A 19,988-nucleotide genomic window follows, 5' to 3' on the forward strand; every position below is an offset into this window, starting at 1 on the left:
CTGCCCGGGCAGCCCACCCAAGCCGCCCGCCACCCCCCTTGCAGAAGGAGTTCGCGTGAGATCCACGCCCAGACGACGTGCCACCGCGGCCGGTGCGCTGCTGACCGCCGCAGCGCTGCTGACGGTCGGCGTACAGGCCGGCACCGCAACGGCCGACGACGCCCGGACCGCCGCCCCGAAGACCGCCGCCGCGGGGAAGGCCGACCCGGGCGCACTGCCCGCGAAGCTCTCCCCCGCCCAGCGCGCCGAGCTCATACGCGAGGCCAACGCCACCAAGGCGGCCACCGCCAAGGAACTCGGGCTGGGAGCGAAGGAGAAGCTCGCCGTACGGGACGTCGTCCAGGACCGCGACGGGACCACCCACACGCGGTACGAGCGCACGTACGAAGGACTCCCGGTCCTCGGTGGCGACCTGATCGTCGCGGAGAGCAAGGCGGGGAAGACCGAGGGGGTGACCAAGGCATCCAAGGCACAGCTGAAGTCCGTCGACATGAGCGCCGAGGTCGCGCCGGCCACCGCCGAGAAGCAGGCGCTGGTCGCGGCGAAGGCCGAGGGCTCGAAGAAGACCGAGGCCGACCGTGCCCCGCGCAAGGTGGTGTGGATGGGGCAGGGCAAGCCCACGCTGGCGTACGAGACGGTCGTCGGCGGCCTGCAGCACGACGGCACCCCGAACGAGCTGCACGTCGTCACGGACGCCTCCACCGGCAAGAAGATCTTCGAGTGGCAGGCCATCCACAACGGCACCGGCAACACCCAGTACAGCGGCCAGGTCACGGTGGGTTCCGCCCCGTCGTACACCCTGACCGACACCGGGCGCGGCAACCACAAGACGTACAACCTCAACCGGGGTACGTCCGGCACCGGCACCCTCTTCTCGGGACCGGACGACGTCTGGGGCGACGGCACCCCGCAGAACCTGGAGACCGCGGGTGCGGACGCGGCGTACGGGGCGGGCCTGACCTGGGACTACTTCAAGAACGTGCACGGCCGCTCCGGCATCCGCGGTGACGGCGTCGGCGCGTACTCCCGGGTCCACTACGGCAACGCGTACGTCAACGCCTTCTGGTCGGACTCCTGCTTCTGCATGACGTACGGCGACGGGGCCGGCAACGCCAAGCCGCTCACCTCGATCGACGTCGCCGCCCACGAGATGACGCACGGCGTCACCTCCAACACCGCCGGCCTCGTCTACAGCGGCGAGTCGGGCGGCCTGAACGAGGCCACCTCCGACATCTTCGCCGCCGCCGTCGAGTTCGCCGCCAACAACCCCAAGGACCTCGGCGACTACCTGGTCGGCGAGAAGATCGACATCCGGGGCAACGGCACGCCGCTGCGCTACATGGACAAGCCGAGCAGGGACGGCTCGTCGAAGGACGCCTGGTACTCCGGCATCGGCGGCATCGACGTCCACTACTCGTCCGGTCCGGCGAACCACTGGTTCTACCTGCTCTCCGAGGGCAGCGGCGCCAAGACCGTCAACGGCGTCAACTACGACTCGCCGACCTCCGACGGCCTGCCGGTGACAGGCATCGGCCGGGAGAAGGCCGCGCAGATCTGGTTCAAGGCGCTCACCACCAAGTTCGGCTCCTCGACCAACTACGCGGGTGCGCGCACCGGCACGCTCGCGGTCGCCGGTGAGCTGTACGGCACCACCAGCGCCGAGTACAAGGCCGTCGCCGACGCGTGGGCCGGCGTCAACGTCGGGACGCGTCCCGGCGGCGGCGACCCGGGCACCGGCACGTCGTTCGAGAACACCACCGACGTGGCCATCCCGGACAACGGCGCCGCGGTCACCTCCTCGGTCACCTCGACCAAGACGGGTGCGGCGCCCAGCAACCTCAAGGTCGACGTGAACATCGTCCACACCTGGCGCGGTGACCTGGTCATCGACCTGCTGGCGCCGGACGGCACGGCGTACCGGCTGAAGAACTCCAGCGGCTCCGACTCGGCCGACAACGTCGTCGCGACCTACACGGTCAACGCGTCCTCCGAGACGGCCAACGGCGTCTGGAAGCTGAAGGTCCAGGACGTGGCCGCGCAGGACACCGGCTACATCAACAGCTTCAAGGTGACCTTCCCGTAAGGCGCCTCGAACACAGACCAGCCCTGCGGGAGCGGACCACCGTTCCCGCAGGGCTGTTCCATGGACCGGTACGGGCCGTCAGCGCATCAGCACGCCCGCGCCCTCACCCGTCGCCTCCGTCGGCAGTGCCACCAGGCCCAGGTCCGCGTTGTGCGGCAGCAGGCGGTGGGACGGCAGTATGCGGACGGTGTAGCCGAAGGGACCCGTGCGGTCGAGGGCCAGCGGGCCCTCGTACATCCAGCGGCCCTCCAAATCCGGGCCGCCCGCCGGTTTCAGCGGGAAGGTCCGGGCCTCGCCGATCGCGTCGTCCGGGTCGACCCGGCCGGCGACCGCCTGCACCTCCACGTCGTCGGGGCCCAGCGGGCCGAGCGCCACCCGGACCCGCAGGCTCAGCGTCGAGCCCAGCTCCGCCGTGCCGTTGACGGCGGTGGCCGCCAGCGCCTCGACGTGGTCCACCGCGACCTTCGGCCAGGCGGCGCGCACCCGCTTCTTCCACTCCGCCAGCTCCCGGGCCGCCTCCGGGACCATCGCGCGGTGCGCCTCGGCGGCGGGGGCGTACAGCCGCTCGACGTACTCCCGCACCATGCGTCCCGCCAGCACCTTCGGGCCGAGCCTGACCAGGGTCTGGCGGACCATCTCGATCCAGCGGTCGGGCAGCCCGCCGCGGCCCCGGTCGTAGAAGCGGGGCGCCACGCGCTGCTCGATGAGCTCGTACAGCGCGTTGGCCTCTAGCTCGTCGCGCCGGTCCTCGCTGGTCGCCGCGCCGTCGGCGGTCGGGATGGCCCAGCCGAAGTCCGGCTCGAACCACTCGTCCCACCAGCCGTCGAGCACCGACAGGTTGAGGCAACCGTTGAGCGCGGCCTTCATGCCGCTCGTTCCGCACGCCTCCAGCGGGCGCAGCGGGTTGTTGAGCCATACGTCGCAGCCCGGATAGAGCTTCTTCGCCATGCCCATGCCGTAGTCGGGCAGGAAGACGATCCGGTGGCGCACCCGCGGGTCGTCCGCGAACCGCACCAGCTCCTGCACCAGCCGCTTCCCGCCGTCGTCCGCCGGGTGGGCCTTGCCCGCCACCACGATCTGCACCGGCCGCTCCGGGTGGAGCAGCATCTCCATCAGCCGGTCGCGGTCGCGCAGCATCAGGGTGAGGCGCTTGTACGACGGGACGCGCCGCGCGAAGCCGATCGTCAGGACGTCCGGGTCGAGCACGCCGTCGATCCAGCCGAGCTCCGCGTCCCCGGCCCCGCGCTGGCGCCAGGACGCGCGCAGGCGCTCCCGTACCTCCTGGACCAGCTGTTCGCGCAGGGTGCGCCGCAGGTCCCAGATGTCGGTGTCCGCGATGTCGGCGGCGGCGTCCCAGCGCTGTCCGCCGTCGGCGGAGCCGCCGGAGCCGACGGACAGGGCGTCCTCGGCGCGGCCGGCGCCGATCTGCCGCGCCCCCAGGCGCATGACCTCGGGGGCGACCCAGGTCGGCGCGTGCACCCCGTTGGTGACGGAGGTGATCGGCACCTCCATGGGGTCGAAACCGGGCCACAGGCCGGAGAACATCCGGCGGCTGACCGCGCCGTGGAGCGTGGAGACGCCGTTGGCCCGCTGGGCGAGGCGCAGGCCCATCACGGCCATGTTGAACAGGTTGGGCTCGCCGCCCGGGTACGTCTCCATGCCGAGCTGGAGGATACGCCCGACGTCGACGCCCGGCAGCTCGCCGGACTCGCCGAAGTGGCGCGCGACGAGCTCGCGGTCGAAGCGGTCGATGCCGGCCGGTACGGGCGTGTGGGTGGTGAAGACGGTGCCGGCGCGCACCGCTTCGAGGGCGGGTTCGAATTCCACCCCTTCGCCGGCCAGTTCCCGGATCCGCTCCAGGCCGAGGAAGCCGGCGTGGCCCTCGTTGGTGTGGAACACCTCGGGTGCGGGGTGGCCGGTGAGCCGGCAGTACGAGCGGACGGCCCGCACCCCGCCGATGCCGAGCAGCATCTCCTGGAGCAGCCGGTGCTCGCTGCCGCCGCCGTACAGCCGGTCGGTGACGTCGCGCTCGCCCGCCGCGTTCTCCTCGACGTCCGAGTCGAGCATCAGCAGCGGTACGCGTCCGACGCGCGCCTGCCAGATGTGGGCCCGCAGCGACCGCCCGCCGGGCAGGCTCAGCGCGACCTGGCTGGGGGTGCCGTCGGCCTCCCGGAGCAGGGAGACGGGCAGTTCGTTGGGGTCGAGGAGGGGATAGTGCTCCTGCTGCCAGCCTTCCCTGGACAGACTCTGCCGGAAGTACCCGTGCCGGTAGAGGAGTCCCACCCCGATGAGGGGTACGCCGAGGTCGCTTGCGGCCTTCAGGTGGTCCCCGGCGAGGATGCCGAGGCCGCCCGAGTACTGCGGGAGAGCCGCTGTGACCCCGAATTCGGGGGAGAAGTAGGCGATGGCAGCGGGCAGTTCCGGGTTCGGTGACTGCGACTGGTACCACCGCCGGCCGCGCAGATAGTCGTCCAGGTCGTCCGCCGCGGCGGTCAGCCGGCGCAGGAACCGCTGGTCCTGGGCGAGCTCGGCGAGCCGCCCGGCGGGTACGGAGCCGAGCAGTCGTACGGGATCACCCCCGGAGGCTGCCCAGCCTTCGGGGTCCACGGCCTGGAACAGGTCGCGGGTCTCGGTGTGCCAGGACCAGCGCAGATTGCGGGCGAGGTCGCTGAGCGGTCGTAGGGGATCGGGGAGAACGGGGCGCACGGTGAATCGACGAATGGCCTTCACGTGTTCCACCTTCGCAGGGGACATACGAACCGGGTCGGACGCACGGCGGTGTGTGTCCGGCCTTTCCCCCACGAAGGTAGTGGCACCCCGCTCTCCGTCACCACGGCGCACGGGGGCGCTGGGGATCATCGCAGGGCGTGCGTCCCGGCGTCGTACGGCGATCCGAGGTTGACGGTGCCGGGGTCGAACGCGCCGGTCGCCGCGTACCGGGCGGAGACGGCCGCCAGTTCCTCGGCCGGGATCACCTCGTCGATGTCGGTGAATCCGCCGGGCGCCCGCTCGTGCGCCAGATTGATGACGACCTCGGGCCCCAGCCGCCGGTTGGCCCGCTGGAGTTCGGTCATCGCGGGCCTGCGCCCGGCCTCGTACGCCGCGAGCGCCTCGGCCGGGTCGGCGTGCCGGGCCATGGCGTGGGCGAGGGCGCGGGCGTCGACGATCGACTGGGTCGCGCCGTTCGACCCGATCGGGTACATGGCGTGAGCCGCGTCGCCGATCAGCGTCGTACGGCCGTGGCTCCAGCGCTCCAGCGGGTCGATGTCCACCATCGGGTACTCGAACGCGCGCTCGGCGGCCCGCAGTACGTCCGGGACGCTGACGCCGTCGAACTCCCAGCCCTCGTAGTGCCGCAGGAACTTGCCGACCGGGACCGGTCGGTTCCAGTCGCCGCGCGCGGCGTCGTCGACGGCCTCGGCGGGCATCGCGAGCGCCCAGTTGACCAGGACCTCCCCGGTCCGGGGGTCCGGCTCGGTCATCGGGTAGACCACGGCCTTCTGCCGGTCGGAACCCGCGACGAACATGAACGTCCCGGCCCGTTCGGCGGGCATCCGGGAGGTGCCGCGCCATACGAGCATGCCGTTCCACAGCGGTTCGGCGCTGCCCGGGTGGAAGGCGGCGCGGACGGTGGAGCGAATGCCGTCGGCGCCGATCAGCACGTCGGGCTCCAGGGCGGCGTACCCGCGCGTCGTGTCGTCGCGGTGCTCCAGCTTCACGCGCGCCCGGCCGCTCGGCAGCGGGGTCACCCGGGACACCCGGACGCCGCCGACGACGGCGTCCGGGCCCAGCCGCTCCCGTACCGCGGCGGCCAGGGCCAGCTGGAGGCGGCCCCGGTGGACCGAGAGCTGCGGCCAGCGGTAACCGGCGCCGAGGCCGCGCGGCTCGCGGGAGATCAGGCCCCCGGAGCAGTGGTAGTAACGCAGCTCGCGGGTGCGCACGGACTGCTGGTCGAGTACGCCGAGGAGGCCGAGCGCGTCGAGTTCGCGCACGGCGTTGGGCATGATGTTCAGCCCGGCGCCGACCGGCTGGATCTCGCGCGCGGCCTCGGCCACGGTGATCCGGCGGAATCCGGCCGCGTGCAGGCTCAGGGCGGCGGTGAGTCCGGCGATGCCGCCGCCCGCGATCAGGATGTGGGTCATGGTGGGGGCCCTTCAGGCGTGGGAGGCGACCGGGGTGCGCGGGCGGGCGGTGGCGCGGCGCACGAGGGTCTCGTTGTCCCGGGTCAGGTCGAGCACCGAGCGCAGCAGCTCGACCGGCGCGCCGCCGGAGCCCACGTCGTACAGCCGCACGTCCTCGCTGTACGCCTTGCGGGCGATGCCGATGTGGCGCGCCCGGAAGGTCTTGAGGATGCGCAGGACGCGGGCCAGGGAGACGGCGGAGGCGGCGAGCTGCGGGGACAGCCGGTCGGCTGCCGCCCAGTCGGTCGCGGCGGCCAGCCGGGTCACGGCGGAGGTGCCGACGCGGTGCGCGGCGTGGAAGTCGCGCCAGGAGGGCAGCGAGTAGCGCACCGACTCGGCGAGGAAGGCGTCGTACTCCGGGCTGCTGTGGTCGCACTGCCACAGCGTCAGGTCGACCAGCCACAGCGGCACCTGGGCGGCGGCGGGACCGAGGAGGGCGTGGCCCGCCACGTCCACCTCCTCGAAGTACGGGCGCAGGACCTGCGCGAAGAAGACCGGGGAGACGTTGGCGACGGTGAAGTCGATGGAGTCGACCATCGACTGGACGTGCTGCGCCGTGCGGTCGAGGGCGACGGCGAAGCCCGGATCGTGCGGTTCGAGGCGGGCCAGCGCGGCGCAGGTGTCGAGCGAGGCGGCGAGGCTGGGGAAGACCATGCGGACGGCGTCCTGGAGGTTGCCCTCCATCTCCTCCCCCGTGTACATGCGCTGGCGCGCGCCGATCGGGTTCCACGTCGTGTAGTGGTGCACGGTGTCGCGCGGCACCATGTCGGTGCGCCGCCCCAGCGCCGCCAGGACCGGCCCGGCCTCGGGGACGACGGCCAGCGGCTCGGTGCCGTGCCGTTTGAGCGAGCCGAGGAGCATGCCGAGGTCGCGCATGGCGGCGAGCGCCTCGACGACGTTCCACCGGGCCACGACGGCGGGCGGCGGCAGCAGGGTGCGCAGGGCGACGGTGAGCGCCGGCACGTCGGCGTCGCGGTTCATCGCGGGCAGTACGGCGAGCAGCGGGTCGGCGGCCAGGGGGTCGGCCCGGCGTATCTCGGATATCCGGTAGCGCGGCTCGTTGCGCGCGTCGAGACGGGGCGCGGCGAAGTCGGAGACGTCCCTCAGGTGTGAGACATGCGTGACGTGCGTGATCATGGAAAGGCCCCCTCGGGCGGTGGATGCGGTGGATGCCATGCGGTGCGGCCGACGGCGTGGGTCCGACGCGGCGTGGGCGCGGCGGAGGCGTGCGCAGTGCGGTGGTGCGGTCCGTTGTGGCGGCCCCGTATCAAGCGCGGCGGGCGGCTCGTGGCCGGCCGTTCGCGGGTGCCCGGCCATCGCCGGGCGGTGCGTACGCCGGGCGGTGCGGCCCGTGCCGTACGGTGCGCCCTGACGCGGCGCGAGAGCGCGGGCGAATCCCGCGCGGGCGGGCGGCGCCCCTCGACACCGCCCGCCGCGGCCTCTACTGCAAGGCGTCCCCCGCCCGCTCCCGGGGTGCCGGGAGGTCGGCCGGTGCGGGGAGGCGCAACCGGGTGGAGAGCAGGGCGGCGATGCCGGCGAGGGCGGCGCCGACGAGCAGCGCGGCCCGGAAGCCCGCCGTCTCGGCCGCGGCGCCGGCGCCGGCGGACGCGTCCGTGACGGTGGTGGCGACGGCGACGAGGACCGCCAGACCGAGCACCGAGCCGAACTGCTGGCTGGTGTTGACCAGTCCGGAGGCGAGTCCCGTCTCCTCGGGCGACGCGTCGGCGGTCGCGGCCGCGTTGGTGGTGACCATGACCAGCGGCAGCGCGACCCCGAGCACCAGGCTCGGGGCGAGGACGGTGGAGAAGAAGGTGCCGTCGGCGGCGAGCGCGAGGCCCAGCCAGGCCGTACCGGCGAAGAGCAGCCCGAAGCCGAGCGTCATGGTGGAGCGCAGTCCGAGGCGGGCGATGAGGCGCCCGCTCCGCGGCGCGGTGAGCACGACGACGACCGACAGCGGGAGCAGCCCCAGGCCGCCGACGAGCGGCGAGTGGCCGAGCACGCTCTGCAGGTAGAGGCTGACGAGGAAGAACATCGGGAAGAGCGCCGTCTGGGCGAGCGCGCTCAGTGCGTTGGCGAGTCGCAGGGCGGGCCGCCGCAGTACGGCCGGCGGCACCAGCGGGCGCGCGACCCTCGTCTCCAGTACGGCGAAGACGACGAGCAGCAGCACCCCGGCGCCACCGGCGGCGAGCGTCCGCCCGCCGGGCCGGCCCGCCTCGCCCGCGGCGACGAGGGCGTACGCGATCAGGCCCAGCCCCCCGGTGACGGCGAGCGCGCCGCCGACGTCGAAGCCGCGCTGGGTGGAGCGCGTACCGCCGTCGAGGAGGCGCAGCGCGAGTACGCCGAGGACCAGGGCGACCAGCACGTTGAGCCAGAAGGTCGAGCGCCAGCCGAGCAGGTCGGTGAGGACCCCGCCGAGGACGGTTCCCAGGACGCCGCCGAGCCCGCCCATCGCGGCGTACGCGCCGAGCGCCTTGTGCCGGGCGGTCCCGTGCGGGAACAGGATCAGCAGCAGGGCGAACGCCGCCGCCGCGGCCAGCGCGGCCCCCACGCCCTGGGCGGCGCGGGCGGCCACGAGTACGCCGGAGGTGTGCGCGAGCCCGCCGGCGGCGGAGGCGGCCGCCAGCAGGGCGAGCCCGGCGACGAACAGCCGCCGGTGGCCCAGGAGGTCGGCGGCGCGCCCGCCGAGCAGCAGCAGTCCGCCGAAGGTGATGAGGTAGGCGTTGGCCACCCACGACAGTCCCGCCGAGCCCGAGCCGAGGTCCTCGCCGATCGAGGGCAACGCGACGTTGACGATCGCGGTGTCCATGATGAGCAGCAGCTGGGTGGAGGCGAGCAGCGCGAGGGCCGCCTTGGCAGAGCCCTTCACAGCGCCGGGCGCTCCCCGCCGCCCGCCCTCAGCGCGTACCCGTCGAGGCAGGCCCGCGCGAGCGATTCGCACGCGCCGGTGTCGCCCTCCCAGACCTGCTGCACGAGGTAGATGTGCGGGGCGCCGTGGTAGAAGCGCTCGTACTGCTCGTGCCGCCCGGCGAACTCCGAACCGAGCGCGTCCCAGGCCAGTTTGAGCAGCTTGATCCGGTCCTCGGCGGGGTGCCCGGGCGAGCGGATGTACTTCTTCACCAGCGGCCCGAGTTCGGGGTGCAGCAGGTCCTCGCCGGACGCCGGCAGCTGGATGACGCCGCCGCCCGCGAGCATCTTGATCTCCTGCACGGCCTGCGGGTAGAGCTCGCCGGCCATGATGCGCTGCGCGAACGAGATCTCCTTGCCGGGCCGCACGCCCTGCCCGCCCTCGACGTTCTCGTACGACGCCTCGGCGGCCAGCACGAACGCCTTCGCCTGGGCCACCTTGCCCATCAGCCGGCCGATGGCCTGGGTGACGGGGGGCAGCTCGTAGGTGTTGTTGGCCTTCGTGATGAGGATGGCGAGGCCGGTCAGGAACTCCAGCTTGGTCCAGAAGCGCGTGGCGGCCTGGTGCACGAAGTTCACGTACGCCGGGGTCTGCCACCACATCGCGAAGGCGGCGTCGACGTTGCGGTACGCGAGGACGTTCTCCCACGGTACGAAGACGTCCTCGCAGACCAGGAGCGCGTCGTTCTCGTCGAAGCGGGAGGAGAGCGGGTTGTCGAAGACGCTGCGCGCCTGCGCCTCGTACGACGTGCGGGACAGGAATTTCAGGCCCGGGGTGTCGATCGGCACGGAGAAGCACACCGCGTGCTCGACGTCCTTGGGGGCGAGCGGCTCGATCGTCCCGACGATGACCTCGTTGCCGAAGACGGCGCCGGTGCCGATCATCTTGGCGCCGCGTACGACGATCCCGCCGTCCCGCTCGGCGACGACGCGGACCACCAGGTCGTCCTCCTCCTGCTCGGAGGCGGAGCGGGTCCGGTCGATCTGCGGGTTCGTGATGGTGAACGTCGGGTAGAGGTCGCCCTCGGCGAGCCGCCGGTGGTAGGCGAGGGCGTTGGGGGCTCCGTCGAACGACTCCGTGGTGAAAACCTGCGGGAGCGCGGCGAACCCGGTGGCGCCGCCGGCCATGTAGTCGGGCGTGCGGCCGAGGAAGCCGTAGCTCGCCTCGGCCCACACCTTGTGGGCCCGGCGGCGGGCGACCAGGTCCTCGTAGGACCGCGGGATCGTGTAGGCGCGGTGGACGCCGTCCGTGGTGAGGACGGGTGTGTGCGCGGAGTCGTGCGCGAGGTCGAAGAGGCGGGCGACGGAGCCCGCGGTGTTGCGGAAGGCGGGGTGCCGGGTGACGTCCTTGACGCGCTCGCCGTCCAGCCACACCTCTCGGCCGTCTCGCAGCGATTCCAGATAATCCTGACCGGACCTCGTCACCATTTCTCCTCATACGGAACGGCACTGCCGCTGCCGAGCCTGTCTGTCCGCGCCTGTCCGGGCAATGAACACCCGTCCACCGGTCCTTATGAACCGGCCAGTCGGGACCGAAATCCGCCCCTCGGCGGGCCCCAGGGCTCCCTGCCGGGCCGTCTCCCCGTACGCCGGCGGGGCCGGAGATCCCCCTCCGGCCCCGCCGCCCGCGCATCCGCCCGCCGCTCCCTACGCCACGCCGGCCGCCGTCCGGTACTCGCCCGGCGTCGTGCCGAACCACTTGCGGAACGCGAGGTGGAAGCCCACCGAGCTCTGGTAGCCGACCCGCTGCGGCACCGTCGACTGCGCCACCGTCGTCTCCCCCAGCAGCCGCGCCGCCTCCTGCATCCGCCGCCCCGTCAGATGGCGCGCGGGCGCGTCCCCGACGAGGCTGCGGAAGGCGGCGGTGAACGCCGACCGGGACATGCCGACCTCGCGGGCGAGCGATTCGATGGTCCACGGCTCCGCGAACCGGGTCGCGATGATCACCATGGCCCTGCTGATGCCGGGGTGCCGCAGCACCGGGAGTGCCGCCGGTTTGTCGGCCAGCCGGCGCAGCAGCGGCCGCAGCGCGAGCACCAGCGCCATCTCGAACGCGCGCAGCGTGATGAGCCGGTCGCCGGGCCCCACCGGCCGGTCCGGCGCCGCGAGCAGCCGCAGCGTGTCGCGCAGCAGCGGCTCGGCGGCGACCTGCTGACCGTCGAGGACCAGGGCCCACGGCAGCGCCTTGTAGAGGCCCGTGGCGGCGCTCGCGTCGTAGTGCAGCCCGGCGCACAGCAACCGGCTCTCCGGTCCCTGCCCCTCGATCCTAATCTCGCCCGACGTACCGGGCTGGCGCTCGGGCAGCACGGCGCGCAGCGGCACCCCCTGCCGGTCCGGCCGGTCGGAGAGCCGGTGCGCGATCCCGGTCGGAAAGACGGCGAGGTCGCCCTCGTTCAGTTCGAGCGGGGTCTGGCCCTCACCGCTGATCCAGCATCCGCCCTCGACGATGTAGTGGAGTACGGCGCAGCTCTGCTCGGCGTCGCCCTCGATGGCCCAGGGGGCGTTCACGTGCCAGCGGCTGTCGAAGACGCCGGTCAGACGCAGGGGCTTCAGCAGTTCGCTGAGCAGGTCGTCGCCCTCGTCGGCTTCTCGTTCCATCGCGTCCATTGGACGATCCCTCAACCCTCGCCCCGGTTTGTTAATTGATCGGCCGAAGCCCCCGCCGCCAGCCTGGAGAGGCCGTTCCCGGCGACAGCCTCACCCTATCGAAGGGCTCTGTACACCCATGTCCGATCAGATTCCGATGCGCGTGGTGGTCGTGGGGGCGACCGGCTTCCAGGGGGGCGCCACAGCCCGTCTGCTGGCCGAGCGCAACCACCGCATCCGCACCCTGACCCGCAAGCCCGACAGCGAGCGCCCCCAGCTCCCGGGGACCGCCTTCGTCTCGGGCGACCTCGCCGACGCCGACGACGTACGCCACCTCTTCGAGCGCGCCACGCACGCCTCGGTCGTGATGCCGCTGGTGTACGACGCCGAGACGGTCGGCACGTACGCGCGCAACATCGCGCACGCCGCCCGTGAGACCGGCGTGCGCAGACTCGTGTACAACTCCAACACCCGCGTCCCGGAGTCCTCCACCAATGTGGCGGCCTTCGAGACCCGCCGGCTCGCCGAGACGGTGCTGCGGGAGAGCCTGCGCGGAAGCGGGGTGGAGCTGGTCGTGCTGCGGCCGCCGGTCTACCTCGACAACCTCTTCAGCCCGTGGAACGGCCCGGCGCTGGCGAAGGACGGCGTACTGGCGTACCCGCTGCCCGCCGACACCCCGGTGGCCTGGATCTCCCACCGTGACCTCGCCGAGGCCGTGTACGCGGCGCTGACCGTGGACGGCGTCGCCGGGCGGACCCTGGACATCGGCGGCGCGCGGAGCCTGACCGGCGACGAGCTGGCGGACGCGTTCGCGCGGGGCCTGGGGCGGGACGTGCGGTACGTGCCGCTGGCGCCGCACGTCTTCGAGGAGGGCCTCGCGCGGGTCGTCGGCCCACAGGCGGCGGCCGGGGTGGCGGGGATCTACCACTACATGGCGAGCGGCGCGGGCCCGGACCTGATGGCGGCCGACGACGGCGGTTCCACGGAGGCGCTGTCCGTGCGGCCGGCGCCGGTGGACGAGTGGGTGGCCAGGCAGCCGTGGCAGATCTGGTCGGACGACACGGCGGCGGCCTCCTAGATCTGGACGATCTGCGAACGACCTGGGCGATCACCTCCTCAATGCCCTCACCGGGCGGGCGGCCCATTCCTGTCCCCCGTGGGGTCTTGTAGTGCCCCACGGCGCACGAGAGGCTGCCCGCAGGGCGTCCGCGGCAGCGCTACGGGGGACCGGCTGCCAGGGCCGGACCGGCTCCGCATACAGTGCGCCCAGTTGAGGAGGGGACCCAGCACATGGCACCAACACGCATTTCGCGCCTGCGCCTCGCGGGGGCCGTCACCGCTGTCACCACGGCAGCGGTGCTTTCGGCCGTCACGCTTCCCGCGCAGGCCGCCCCGGCCGAGGGGCGAATACTGGGAGCCGGTTCACCCGGCTCGGTCGGCGGCAGTTACATCGTCACGCTCAAGCAGGGATCGGGGGGAATCAAGGCTCCCTCGGCGGCCGGCAGCAAGCTGGCGCGCCAGTACGGGGCGACGATCAAGCACACGTACAGCACCGCGCTCAACGGCTACGCGGTGAAGGCGGACGAGGCGGAGGCCAAGCGCCTCGCGGCCGACCCGAACGTCGCGTCCGTGGTCCAGGACACCAAGGTGTGGCTGAACCAGACGCAGACGAACCCGGTGTGGGGCCTGGACCGGATCGACCAGCCGGCCCTGCCGCTGGACAAGTCGTACACGTCCCCGGACAGCGGCGGCACGGGTGTGCGGGTGTACGTCATCGACACCGGCATCCGCACGTCCCACCAGGACTTCGGCGGCCGGGCGAGCAGCGGCTGGGACTTCGTCCAGAACGACGCGAACGCCCAGGACGGCAACGGCCACGGCACGCACGTGGCCGGAACCGTGGCCGGCGCCAAGTACGGCGTCGCGAAGAAGGCCAAGGTCATCGGCGTACGGGTGCTCGACACCGAGGGCGGCGGTACGACGTCCCAGGTGATCGCGGGCATCGACTGGGTGACCAAGAACGCGAAGAAGCCGGCCGTGGCGAACCTGAGCCTGGGCGGCTGGGCCAACGCCCAGCTGGACGCCGCCGTACGCAACTCGATCGCGTCCGGCGTCACCTACACGGTCGCGGCGGGCAACGACGGGCTGCCGGCGAAGCTGTTCTCGCCGGCCCGTGTCGCGGAAGCGGTCACGGTCGGCGCGACCGATGTCAAGGACGCGCGCGCGAGCTTCTCCAACTGGGGCCCGGCCCTGGACGTCTTCGCCCCCGGCGCGTCCATCACGTCCACCTGGAACACGGGTGACACGGCGACGAAGACGATCTCAGGTACGTCGATGGCGGCCCCGCACACGGCCGGCGCGGCGGCGCTCTACCTGGCCGGCCACACGACGGCCACCCCGGCGCAGGTCGGGGCCGCCCTGACCGCCGGGGCGGTCAAGGGCAAGGTCAAGACGGGCGGCATCGGCTCGCCGAACCTCCTGCTGCAGGTCGGCAACTGACCCAGTAGCACCTGACGGACACCGCGAGACGGAACGGCCCCGCCCGAAAGGCGGGGCCGTTTCTTTTCGGACCGTTTACGCGGCGGTAGTTAACAGAGCGCCGGATTGCGCACCCGGAGTACGAGGGAAGGCTCCTCCGGTACGCATGCCCGTGGGCCCCGAGCCGGCCCAAGTCGGTCCACCCGAGTGAACGTGGACAGGAGCGGTGATGCCCGCACCCCGCCAGTCGCCAACGGAGCAGATAAAAAGGACAGACCCCAAGAAAGCCCCCGAACGCGAGCCGCGCTCGTCCGCGGCCGCACAGCCCCCAGGTGAGCCAATGATCGGTCGCATTCCTGTCCTGGACGTACGTCCTGCCGTCGACTGCGGCAGAAGGCCGGCGAAGGCGGTGGCCGGTGAGACGTTCGAAGTCACCGCCACCGTGTTCCGTGAGGGCCACGACGCCGTCGCCGCCAATGTCGTCCTGCGTGACCCGGCGGGCCGGGAGGGCCCCTGGACCCCGATGCGCGAACTCGCGCCGGGCACCGACCGGTGGGGTGCGCGTGTGACGCCCACCGCCGAGGGGCAGTGGACGTACGCCGTCGAGGCCTGGTCCGACCCCGTGGCGACCTGGCGCCACACCGCGCGCATCAAGATCGCGGCGGACCAGGACACCGAGCTCGTGCTCGCGGAGGGCGCGGAGCTGTACGAGCGGGCCGCGTCCGGGGTGCCGAAGAAGGACGGGCGCGAAGCCGTCCTGGCCGCCGTCGACGCGCTGCGCGACACCGCGAGGCCGCCCGCCGAGCGGCTCGCCGCCGCGCTGGAGGCCGAGGCGGACGCCGCGCTCGGCCGCCACCCGCTGCGCGAGCTGGTGACGTCCTCGCCCGAGATGCCGCTGCGCGTCGAGCGCGAGCGCGCGCTGTTCGGGTCCTGGTACGAGTTCTTCCCGCGCTCGGAGGGCGCCCGTACCGACAAGCGGGGACGGGTCAGGAGCGGGACGTTCAAGACGGCCGCCGAGCGGCTGCCCGCCGTGGCCGCGATGGGCTTCGACGTGGTCTACCTGCCGCCGGTCCACCCGATCGGCACCACGCACCGCAAGGGCCCCAACAACACCCTGTCGGCGACCGCCAAGGACGTCGGCGTGCCGTGGGCGATCGGCTCGGCGGCCGGCGGCCACGACGCGATCCACCCCGACCTCGGCACCTTCGCGGACTTCGACGCCTTCGTCGCGCGCGCCCGGGACCTGCGCATGGAGATCGCGCTGGACTTCGCGCTCCAGTGCTCGCCGGACCACCCCTGGGTCAAGGAGCACCCGGAGTGGTTCCACCACCGCGCCGACGGCTCGATCGCGTACGCCGAGAACCCGCCGAAGAAGTACCAGGACATCTACCCGATCGCGTTCGACGCCGACATGCCGGGCCTGGTCGCGGAGACGCTGCGGGTGCTGCGGCTGTGGATGAGCCACGGCGTACGGATCTTCCGTGTCGACAATCCGCACACCAAGCCGGTGGTCTTCTGGGAGAAGGTCATCGCGGAGATCAACAGCACCGACCCCGACGTGATCTTCCTCGCCGAGGCGTTCACCCGCCCCGCGATGATGCACACGCTCGGCGCGATCGGCTTCCAGCAGTCGTACACGTACTTCACCTGGCGCAACACCAAGCAGGAGCTGACCGAGTACCTGACGGAGCTCACCGGCGACGCCGCCTCGTACATGCGTCCCAATTTCTTCGTGAACACCCCGGACATCCTGCACGCCTACCTCCAGCAGGGCGGCCGTCCCGCCTTCGAGGTGCGGGCGGTGCTCGCCGCGACCCTGGCGCCCTCGTGGGGCGTGTACGCGGGCTACGAGCTGTGCGAGAACACCCCGGCCAAGCCGGGCAGCGAGGAGTACCTCGACTCGGAGAAGTACCAACTGCGCCCGCGCGACTGGGAGTCGGCGGAGCGCGAGGGCAGCACCATCGCCCCGCTGATCACCACCCTCAACCGGGTGCGCCGCCGGAACCCGGCGCTCCAGCAACTGCGCGACCTGCACTTCCACCACGCCGACAACGACGCGGTCATCGCGTACTCGAAGCGCTCCGGTTCGAACATCGTTGTGGTGGTCGTCAACCTCGACCCGCACCACACCCAGGAGGCCACGGTCTCGTTGGACATGCCGGAACTCGGCCTCGACTGGTCCGATTCCGTCCCGGTGCGCGACGAGCTCACCGGTGAGACCTACCACTGGGGCAGGGCCAACTATGTGCGCCTCGAGCCGGGCCGTACGCCCGCGCACATCGTCGTCCTGCGACCGTCCCCGCCGATCGGAGGGTCACCCACATCATGATCGTCAATGAGCCCGTCCACGACACGTTCGAGGACACGCCCGCCAAGGACCGCGACCCCGAGTGGTTCAAGCGAGCGGTGTTCTACGAGGTGCTCGTCCGCTCCTTCCAGGACAGCAACGGAGACGGTGTAGGCGACCTCAAGGGCATCACCGCCAAACTGGACTACCTCCAGTGGCTCGGCGTCGACTGCCTCTGGTTGCCGCCGTTCTTCAAATCACCGCTGCGCGACGGTGGTTACGACGTCTCCGACTACACGTCCGTCCTCCCCGAGTTCGGCGACCTGGCCGACTTCGTGGAGTTCGTGGACGCCGCTCACCAACGCGGCATGCGCGTCATCATCGACTTTGTCATGAACCACACGAGCGACCAGCACCCGTGGTTCCAGGAGTCGCGCTCCGATCCCGAGGGGCCGTACGGCGACTACTACGTCTGGGCCGACGACGACAAGCAGTTCCAGGACGCCCGGATCATCTTCGTGGACACCGAGACGTCCAACTGGACCTTCGACCCGGTCCGCAAGCAGTACTTCTGGCACCGCTTCTTCTCCCACCAGCCGGACCTCAACTACGAGAACCCGGCGGTGCAGGAGGAGATGATCTCCGCCCTGCGCTTCTGGCTGGACCTGGGCATCGACGGCTTCCGCCTCGACGCCGTTCCCTACCTCTACCAGGAGGAGGGAACGAACTGCGAGAACCTCCCGCGCACCCACGACTTCCTCAAGCGGGTGCGCAAGGAGATCGACGCGTCCTACCCGGACACCGTGATCCTCGCCGAGGCCAACCAGTGGCCGGAAGACGTCGTCGACTACTTCGGCGACTTCAAGAAGGGCGGCGACGAGTGCCACATGGCCTTCCACTTCCCGGTCATGCCGCGCATCTTCATGGCCGTACGCCGTGAATCCCGCTACCCGGTGTCGGAAGTCCTGGCCAAGACCCCGGCCATCCCGTCCAACTGCCAGTGGGGCATCTTCCTGCGCAACCACGACGAGCTGACCCTCGAAATGGTCACGGACGAAGAGCGGGACTACATGTACGCGGAGTACGCCAAGGACCCGCGGATGCGCGCCAACATCGGCATCCGGCGGCGGCTCGCCCCGCTGCTCGACAACGACCGCAACCAGATCGAGCTGTTCACGGCTCTGCTGCTGTCGCTGCCGGGATCGCCGATCCTGTACTACGGCGACGAGATCGGGATGGGCGACAACATCTGGCTCGGCGACCGCGACGCCGTGCGCACCCCCATGCAGTGGACGCCCGACCGCAACGCCGGCTTCTCGTCCTGCGACCCGGGACGCCTCTACCTCCCCACGATCATGGACCCGGTCTACGGGTACCAGGTCACCAACGTCGAAGCGGCGATGACCTCGCCCTCCTCGCTGCTGCACTGGACCCGGCGGATGATCGAGATCCGCAAGCAGAACCCGGCCTTCGGACTCGGCTCCTACACCGAGCTGCCGTCGACCAACCCGGCGGTGATCGCGTTCCTGCGCGAGTACAAGGACGACCTGGTGCTGTGCGTCCACAACTTCTCGCGCTTCCCGCAGCCGACGGAACTGGATCTCCAGACCTTCAACGGCCGCCACCCGGTCGAACTCATCGGCGGGGTGCGTTTCCCAGCCATCGGCGAATGGCCGTATCTGCTGACCCTCGCAGGTCACGGCTTCTACTGGTTCCGGCTGCGCAAGGACGCGACGCCGCCTCCGGTCAAGCGCGCCTGAAGTGCCTTCTGCGGCAGGGCGGTTTCCCCCGCCCCGCCGTGGGCACTCATCCCGTCATATCGGGTCCGTACGGACGATCCCCGACCCGACACTCCCCGCGTTTCGACTGCGGGGAGAACCCCACGCACCGCCCGGACAGCTACGGTCGCAATCCGGGACACTCTGCGCATCCTGTGGTGTGCCCGGGGAAAGGACGCGATGCCATGTCGGAGGCTGCATCCACCCGGAGTACGGCCGCCCGCCGCGCCACTGGGCCGGCTCCACACCCGGCGCTGCTCCCCTCACTGGCGCCCCTGCTCCACGAATGGCTGCCCAGGCAGCGGTGGTTCGCCGGCAAGGGACGCCCGGTCACCGGGTTCTCCCTCGTCGCCGCCACCGAGTTGCTGCCGGCCCGGGGCGGCTCCACGGGCGATACGGGCGCGCCCGGTCTGCTGCACCTGCTGGTCGGCGTCCAGCAGCCCGCCGGGCCCACCCACGGCCCGTCGGCGCCGCCGGTCGCCGACTGCTACCAACTGCTGCTCGGCGTACGGTCCGCGCTGCCGCCACGGCTCGCGCAGGCCCTGATCGGGCACGTCCAGGAGGGGCCGCTGGCCGGTCTCACCGCGTACGACGCTCTGCTGGACCCGCGGCTCGCCGCTCTGCTCCTGGAGCGGCTGCGCACCACCGGCTCGCCGGGGGCGCTGCGCTTCGAGCGCGACCCGTCGGCCGTGATCCCGCCCGGTCTCACCCCGAGGCCGCTCGGGGCAGAGCAGTCCAACTCGTCCCTCGTCTATGGAGATTCGTTCATCCTCAAGGTCTTCCGCCGGGTCAGTCCCGGCTCCAACCCCGATCTGGAACTGCCGCTCGCCCTCGCCCGCAAGGGCTGCGAGCGGGTGCCGGCGCCGGTCGCCTGGTACGAGGCCGACAACGCCGACGATCCGTACGAGCCGTACACCCTCGGGGTGCTCCAGCCCTTCCTGCGCGGCTCCGAGGACGGCTGGCAGCGCGCGCTGCGGGCCCTGGCCACCGGCCACGACTTCACCGCCGACGCGCGGGCGCTGGGGCGGGCCACCGCCGAGGTGCACACCGCGCTCGCCGTCGCCCTGCCGACGGTGACACTGCGCAGGCAGCAGACGGAGGCGCTGGCCGCGGCGATGACCGAACGCCTCGACGCGGCGGCGCAGGCCGTGCCGGCGCTGGTGCCGTACGTCCCGGCGCTGCGCACCGCGTTCGACGCCTTCGCGGCGCGGGGGCGGGCCGGACGGGCCTGGCCCGCCCAGCGGGTCCACGGCGACCTGCACCTCGGCCAGGCGCTCCGCGCGCCGGGCGGCGAGTGGTCGGTCATCGACTTCGAGGGCGAGCCGTCGCGCCCGCTCGCCGAACGACGGCGCCCGCAGCCGGTCGTACGCGATGTGGCCGGCATGCTGCGGTCGTTCGACTACGCGGCCCGCTCGCACCAGCCCTGGGAGCCGGAGTGGGCGACGCGGTGCCGGGAGGCGTTCTGCGACGGGTACGCCAAGGCGTCGGGAACCGATCCTCGGGACGAACCGGAGCTGCTGCGGGCGTACGAGACGGACAAGGCGGTGTACGAGGTCCTCTACGAGGCCCGCCACCGCCCGGACTGGCTGCCGGTCCCCCTGGCGGCCATCCACCGCCTGGCCTCGGCGCGGCCCGGCGGCGGGATCCCGGCCCACCGCTCCCCCGGACCGCACCCGGGCCCGGGGCGGCAC

At 72.1% G+C, this 19,988-nt stretch carries 12 protein-coding genes; 6 read left to right on the forward strand and 6 right to left on the reverse strand.

What is annotated here, in order from left to right:
• Positions 1–55 precede the first annotated feature (55 nt).
• Entirely contained in the window at positions 56–2,083 is a 2,028-nt protein-coding gene (locus E2E34_RS16195) for a M4 family metallopeptidase (RefSeq protein WP_138902614.1), read from the forward strand.
• 78 nt (positions 2,084–2,161) lie between these two features.
• Here E2E34_RS16195 and glgP read toward each other — a convergent pair whose 3' ends face one another.
• The 6 genes from glgP to E2E34_RS16225 all read right to left on the reverse strand — a co-directional run bounded on the left by glgP (position 2,162) and on the right by E2E34_RS16225 (position 11,766).
• Entirely contained in the window at positions 2,162–4,813 is a 2,652-nt protein-coding gene (gene glgP, locus E2E34_RS16200; protein ID WP_138902615.1) for an alpha-glucan family phosphorylase, read from the reverse strand.
• 125 nt (positions 4,814–4,938) lie between these two features.
• On the reverse strand, positions 4,939–6,225 hold the full coding sequence (locus tag E2E34_RS16205; protein WP_138902616.1) for a flavin-dependent oxidoreductase: 1,287 nt from the start codon (positions 6,223–6,225) through the stop codon (positions 4,939–4,941).
• Positions 6,226–6,237: 12 nt separating this feature from the next.
• Entirely contained in the window at positions 6,238–7,401 is a 1,164-nt protein-coding gene (locus E2E34_RS16210; protein WP_138902617.1) for a monodechloroaminopyrrolnitrin synthase PrnB family protein, read from the reverse strand.
• 304 nt (positions 7,402–7,705) lie between these two features.
• Positions 7,706–9,130 carry an MFS transporter gene (locus E2E34_RS16215; RefSeq protein ID WP_138902618.1) on the reverse strand — a complete coding sequence of 475 codons (1,425 nt, stop codon included), beginning with the start codon at positions 9,128–9,130 and terminating at the stop codon, positions 7,706–7,708.
• Complete coding sequence (locus E2E34_RS16220; RefSeq protein WP_138902619.1) at positions 9,127–10,593, reverse strand: 4-hydroxyphenylacetate 3-hydroxylase family protein; 1,467 nt, start codon at positions 10,591–10,593, stop codon at positions 9,127–9,129. The genes E2E34_RS16215 and E2E34_RS16220 overlap by 4 nt, the downstream gene beginning before the upstream one ends.
• A 222-nt stretch (positions 10,594–10,815) precedes the next feature.
• The gene (locus E2E34_RS16225; protein WP_425573452.1) at positions 10,816–11,766 is read right to left on the reverse strand and encodes an AraC family transcriptional regulator; all 951 of its coding nucleotides are present in this window, start codon (positions 11,764–11,766) and stop codon (positions 10,816–10,818) included.
• A gap of 127 nt (positions 11,767–11,893) precedes the next feature.
• Here E2E34_RS16225 and E2E34_RS16230 point away from each other — a divergent pair, with 127 nt between their 5' ends.
• The 5 genes from E2E34_RS16230 to E2E34_RS16250 all read left to right on the forward strand — a co-directional run.
• Positions 11,894–12,832, forward strand: coding sequence for an SDR family oxidoreductase (locus E2E34_RS16230; protein ID WP_208765261.1), 939 nt, complete (start codon positions 11,894–11,896; stop codon positions 12,830–12,832).
• 212 nt (positions 12,833–13,044) lie between these two features.
• On the forward strand, positions 13,045–14,253 hold the full coding sequence (locus E2E34_RS16235) for a S8 family peptidase (RefSeq protein ID WP_138902621.1): 1,209 nt from the start codon (positions 13,045–13,047) through the stop codon (positions 14,251–14,253).
• A 319-nt stretch (positions 14,254–14,572) separates the two neighbouring features.
• A complete protein-coding gene (locus tag E2E34_RS16240; RefSeq protein ID WP_208765262.1) occupies positions 14,573–16,561 on the forward strand; it encodes an alpha-1,4-glucan--maltose-1-phosphate maltosyltransferase in 1,989 nt (662 codons plus the stop codon).
• Positions 16,558–18,279: a maltose alpha-D-glucosyltransferase gene (gene treS, locus E2E34_RS16245; protein ID WP_138902623.1), complete on the forward strand. Its 1,722-nt coding sequence runs from the start codon at positions 16,558–16,560 to the stop codon at positions 18,277–18,279. The genes E2E34_RS16240 and treS overlap by 4 nt, the downstream gene beginning before the upstream one ends.
• A gap of 203 nt (positions 18,280–18,482) precedes the next feature.
• The coding region (locus tag E2E34_RS16250; RefSeq protein ID WP_167518297.1) for a maltokinase N-terminal cap-like domain-containing protein at positions 18,483–19,988 on the forward strand (1,506 nt) is incomplete at its 3' end.

Source organism: Streptomyces albidochromogenes (assembly GCF_005981925.1).
GTDB classification, from domain to species: domain Bacteria; phylum Actinomycetota; class Actinomycetes; order Streptomycetales; family Streptomycetaceae; genus Streptomyces; species Streptomyces albidochromogenes.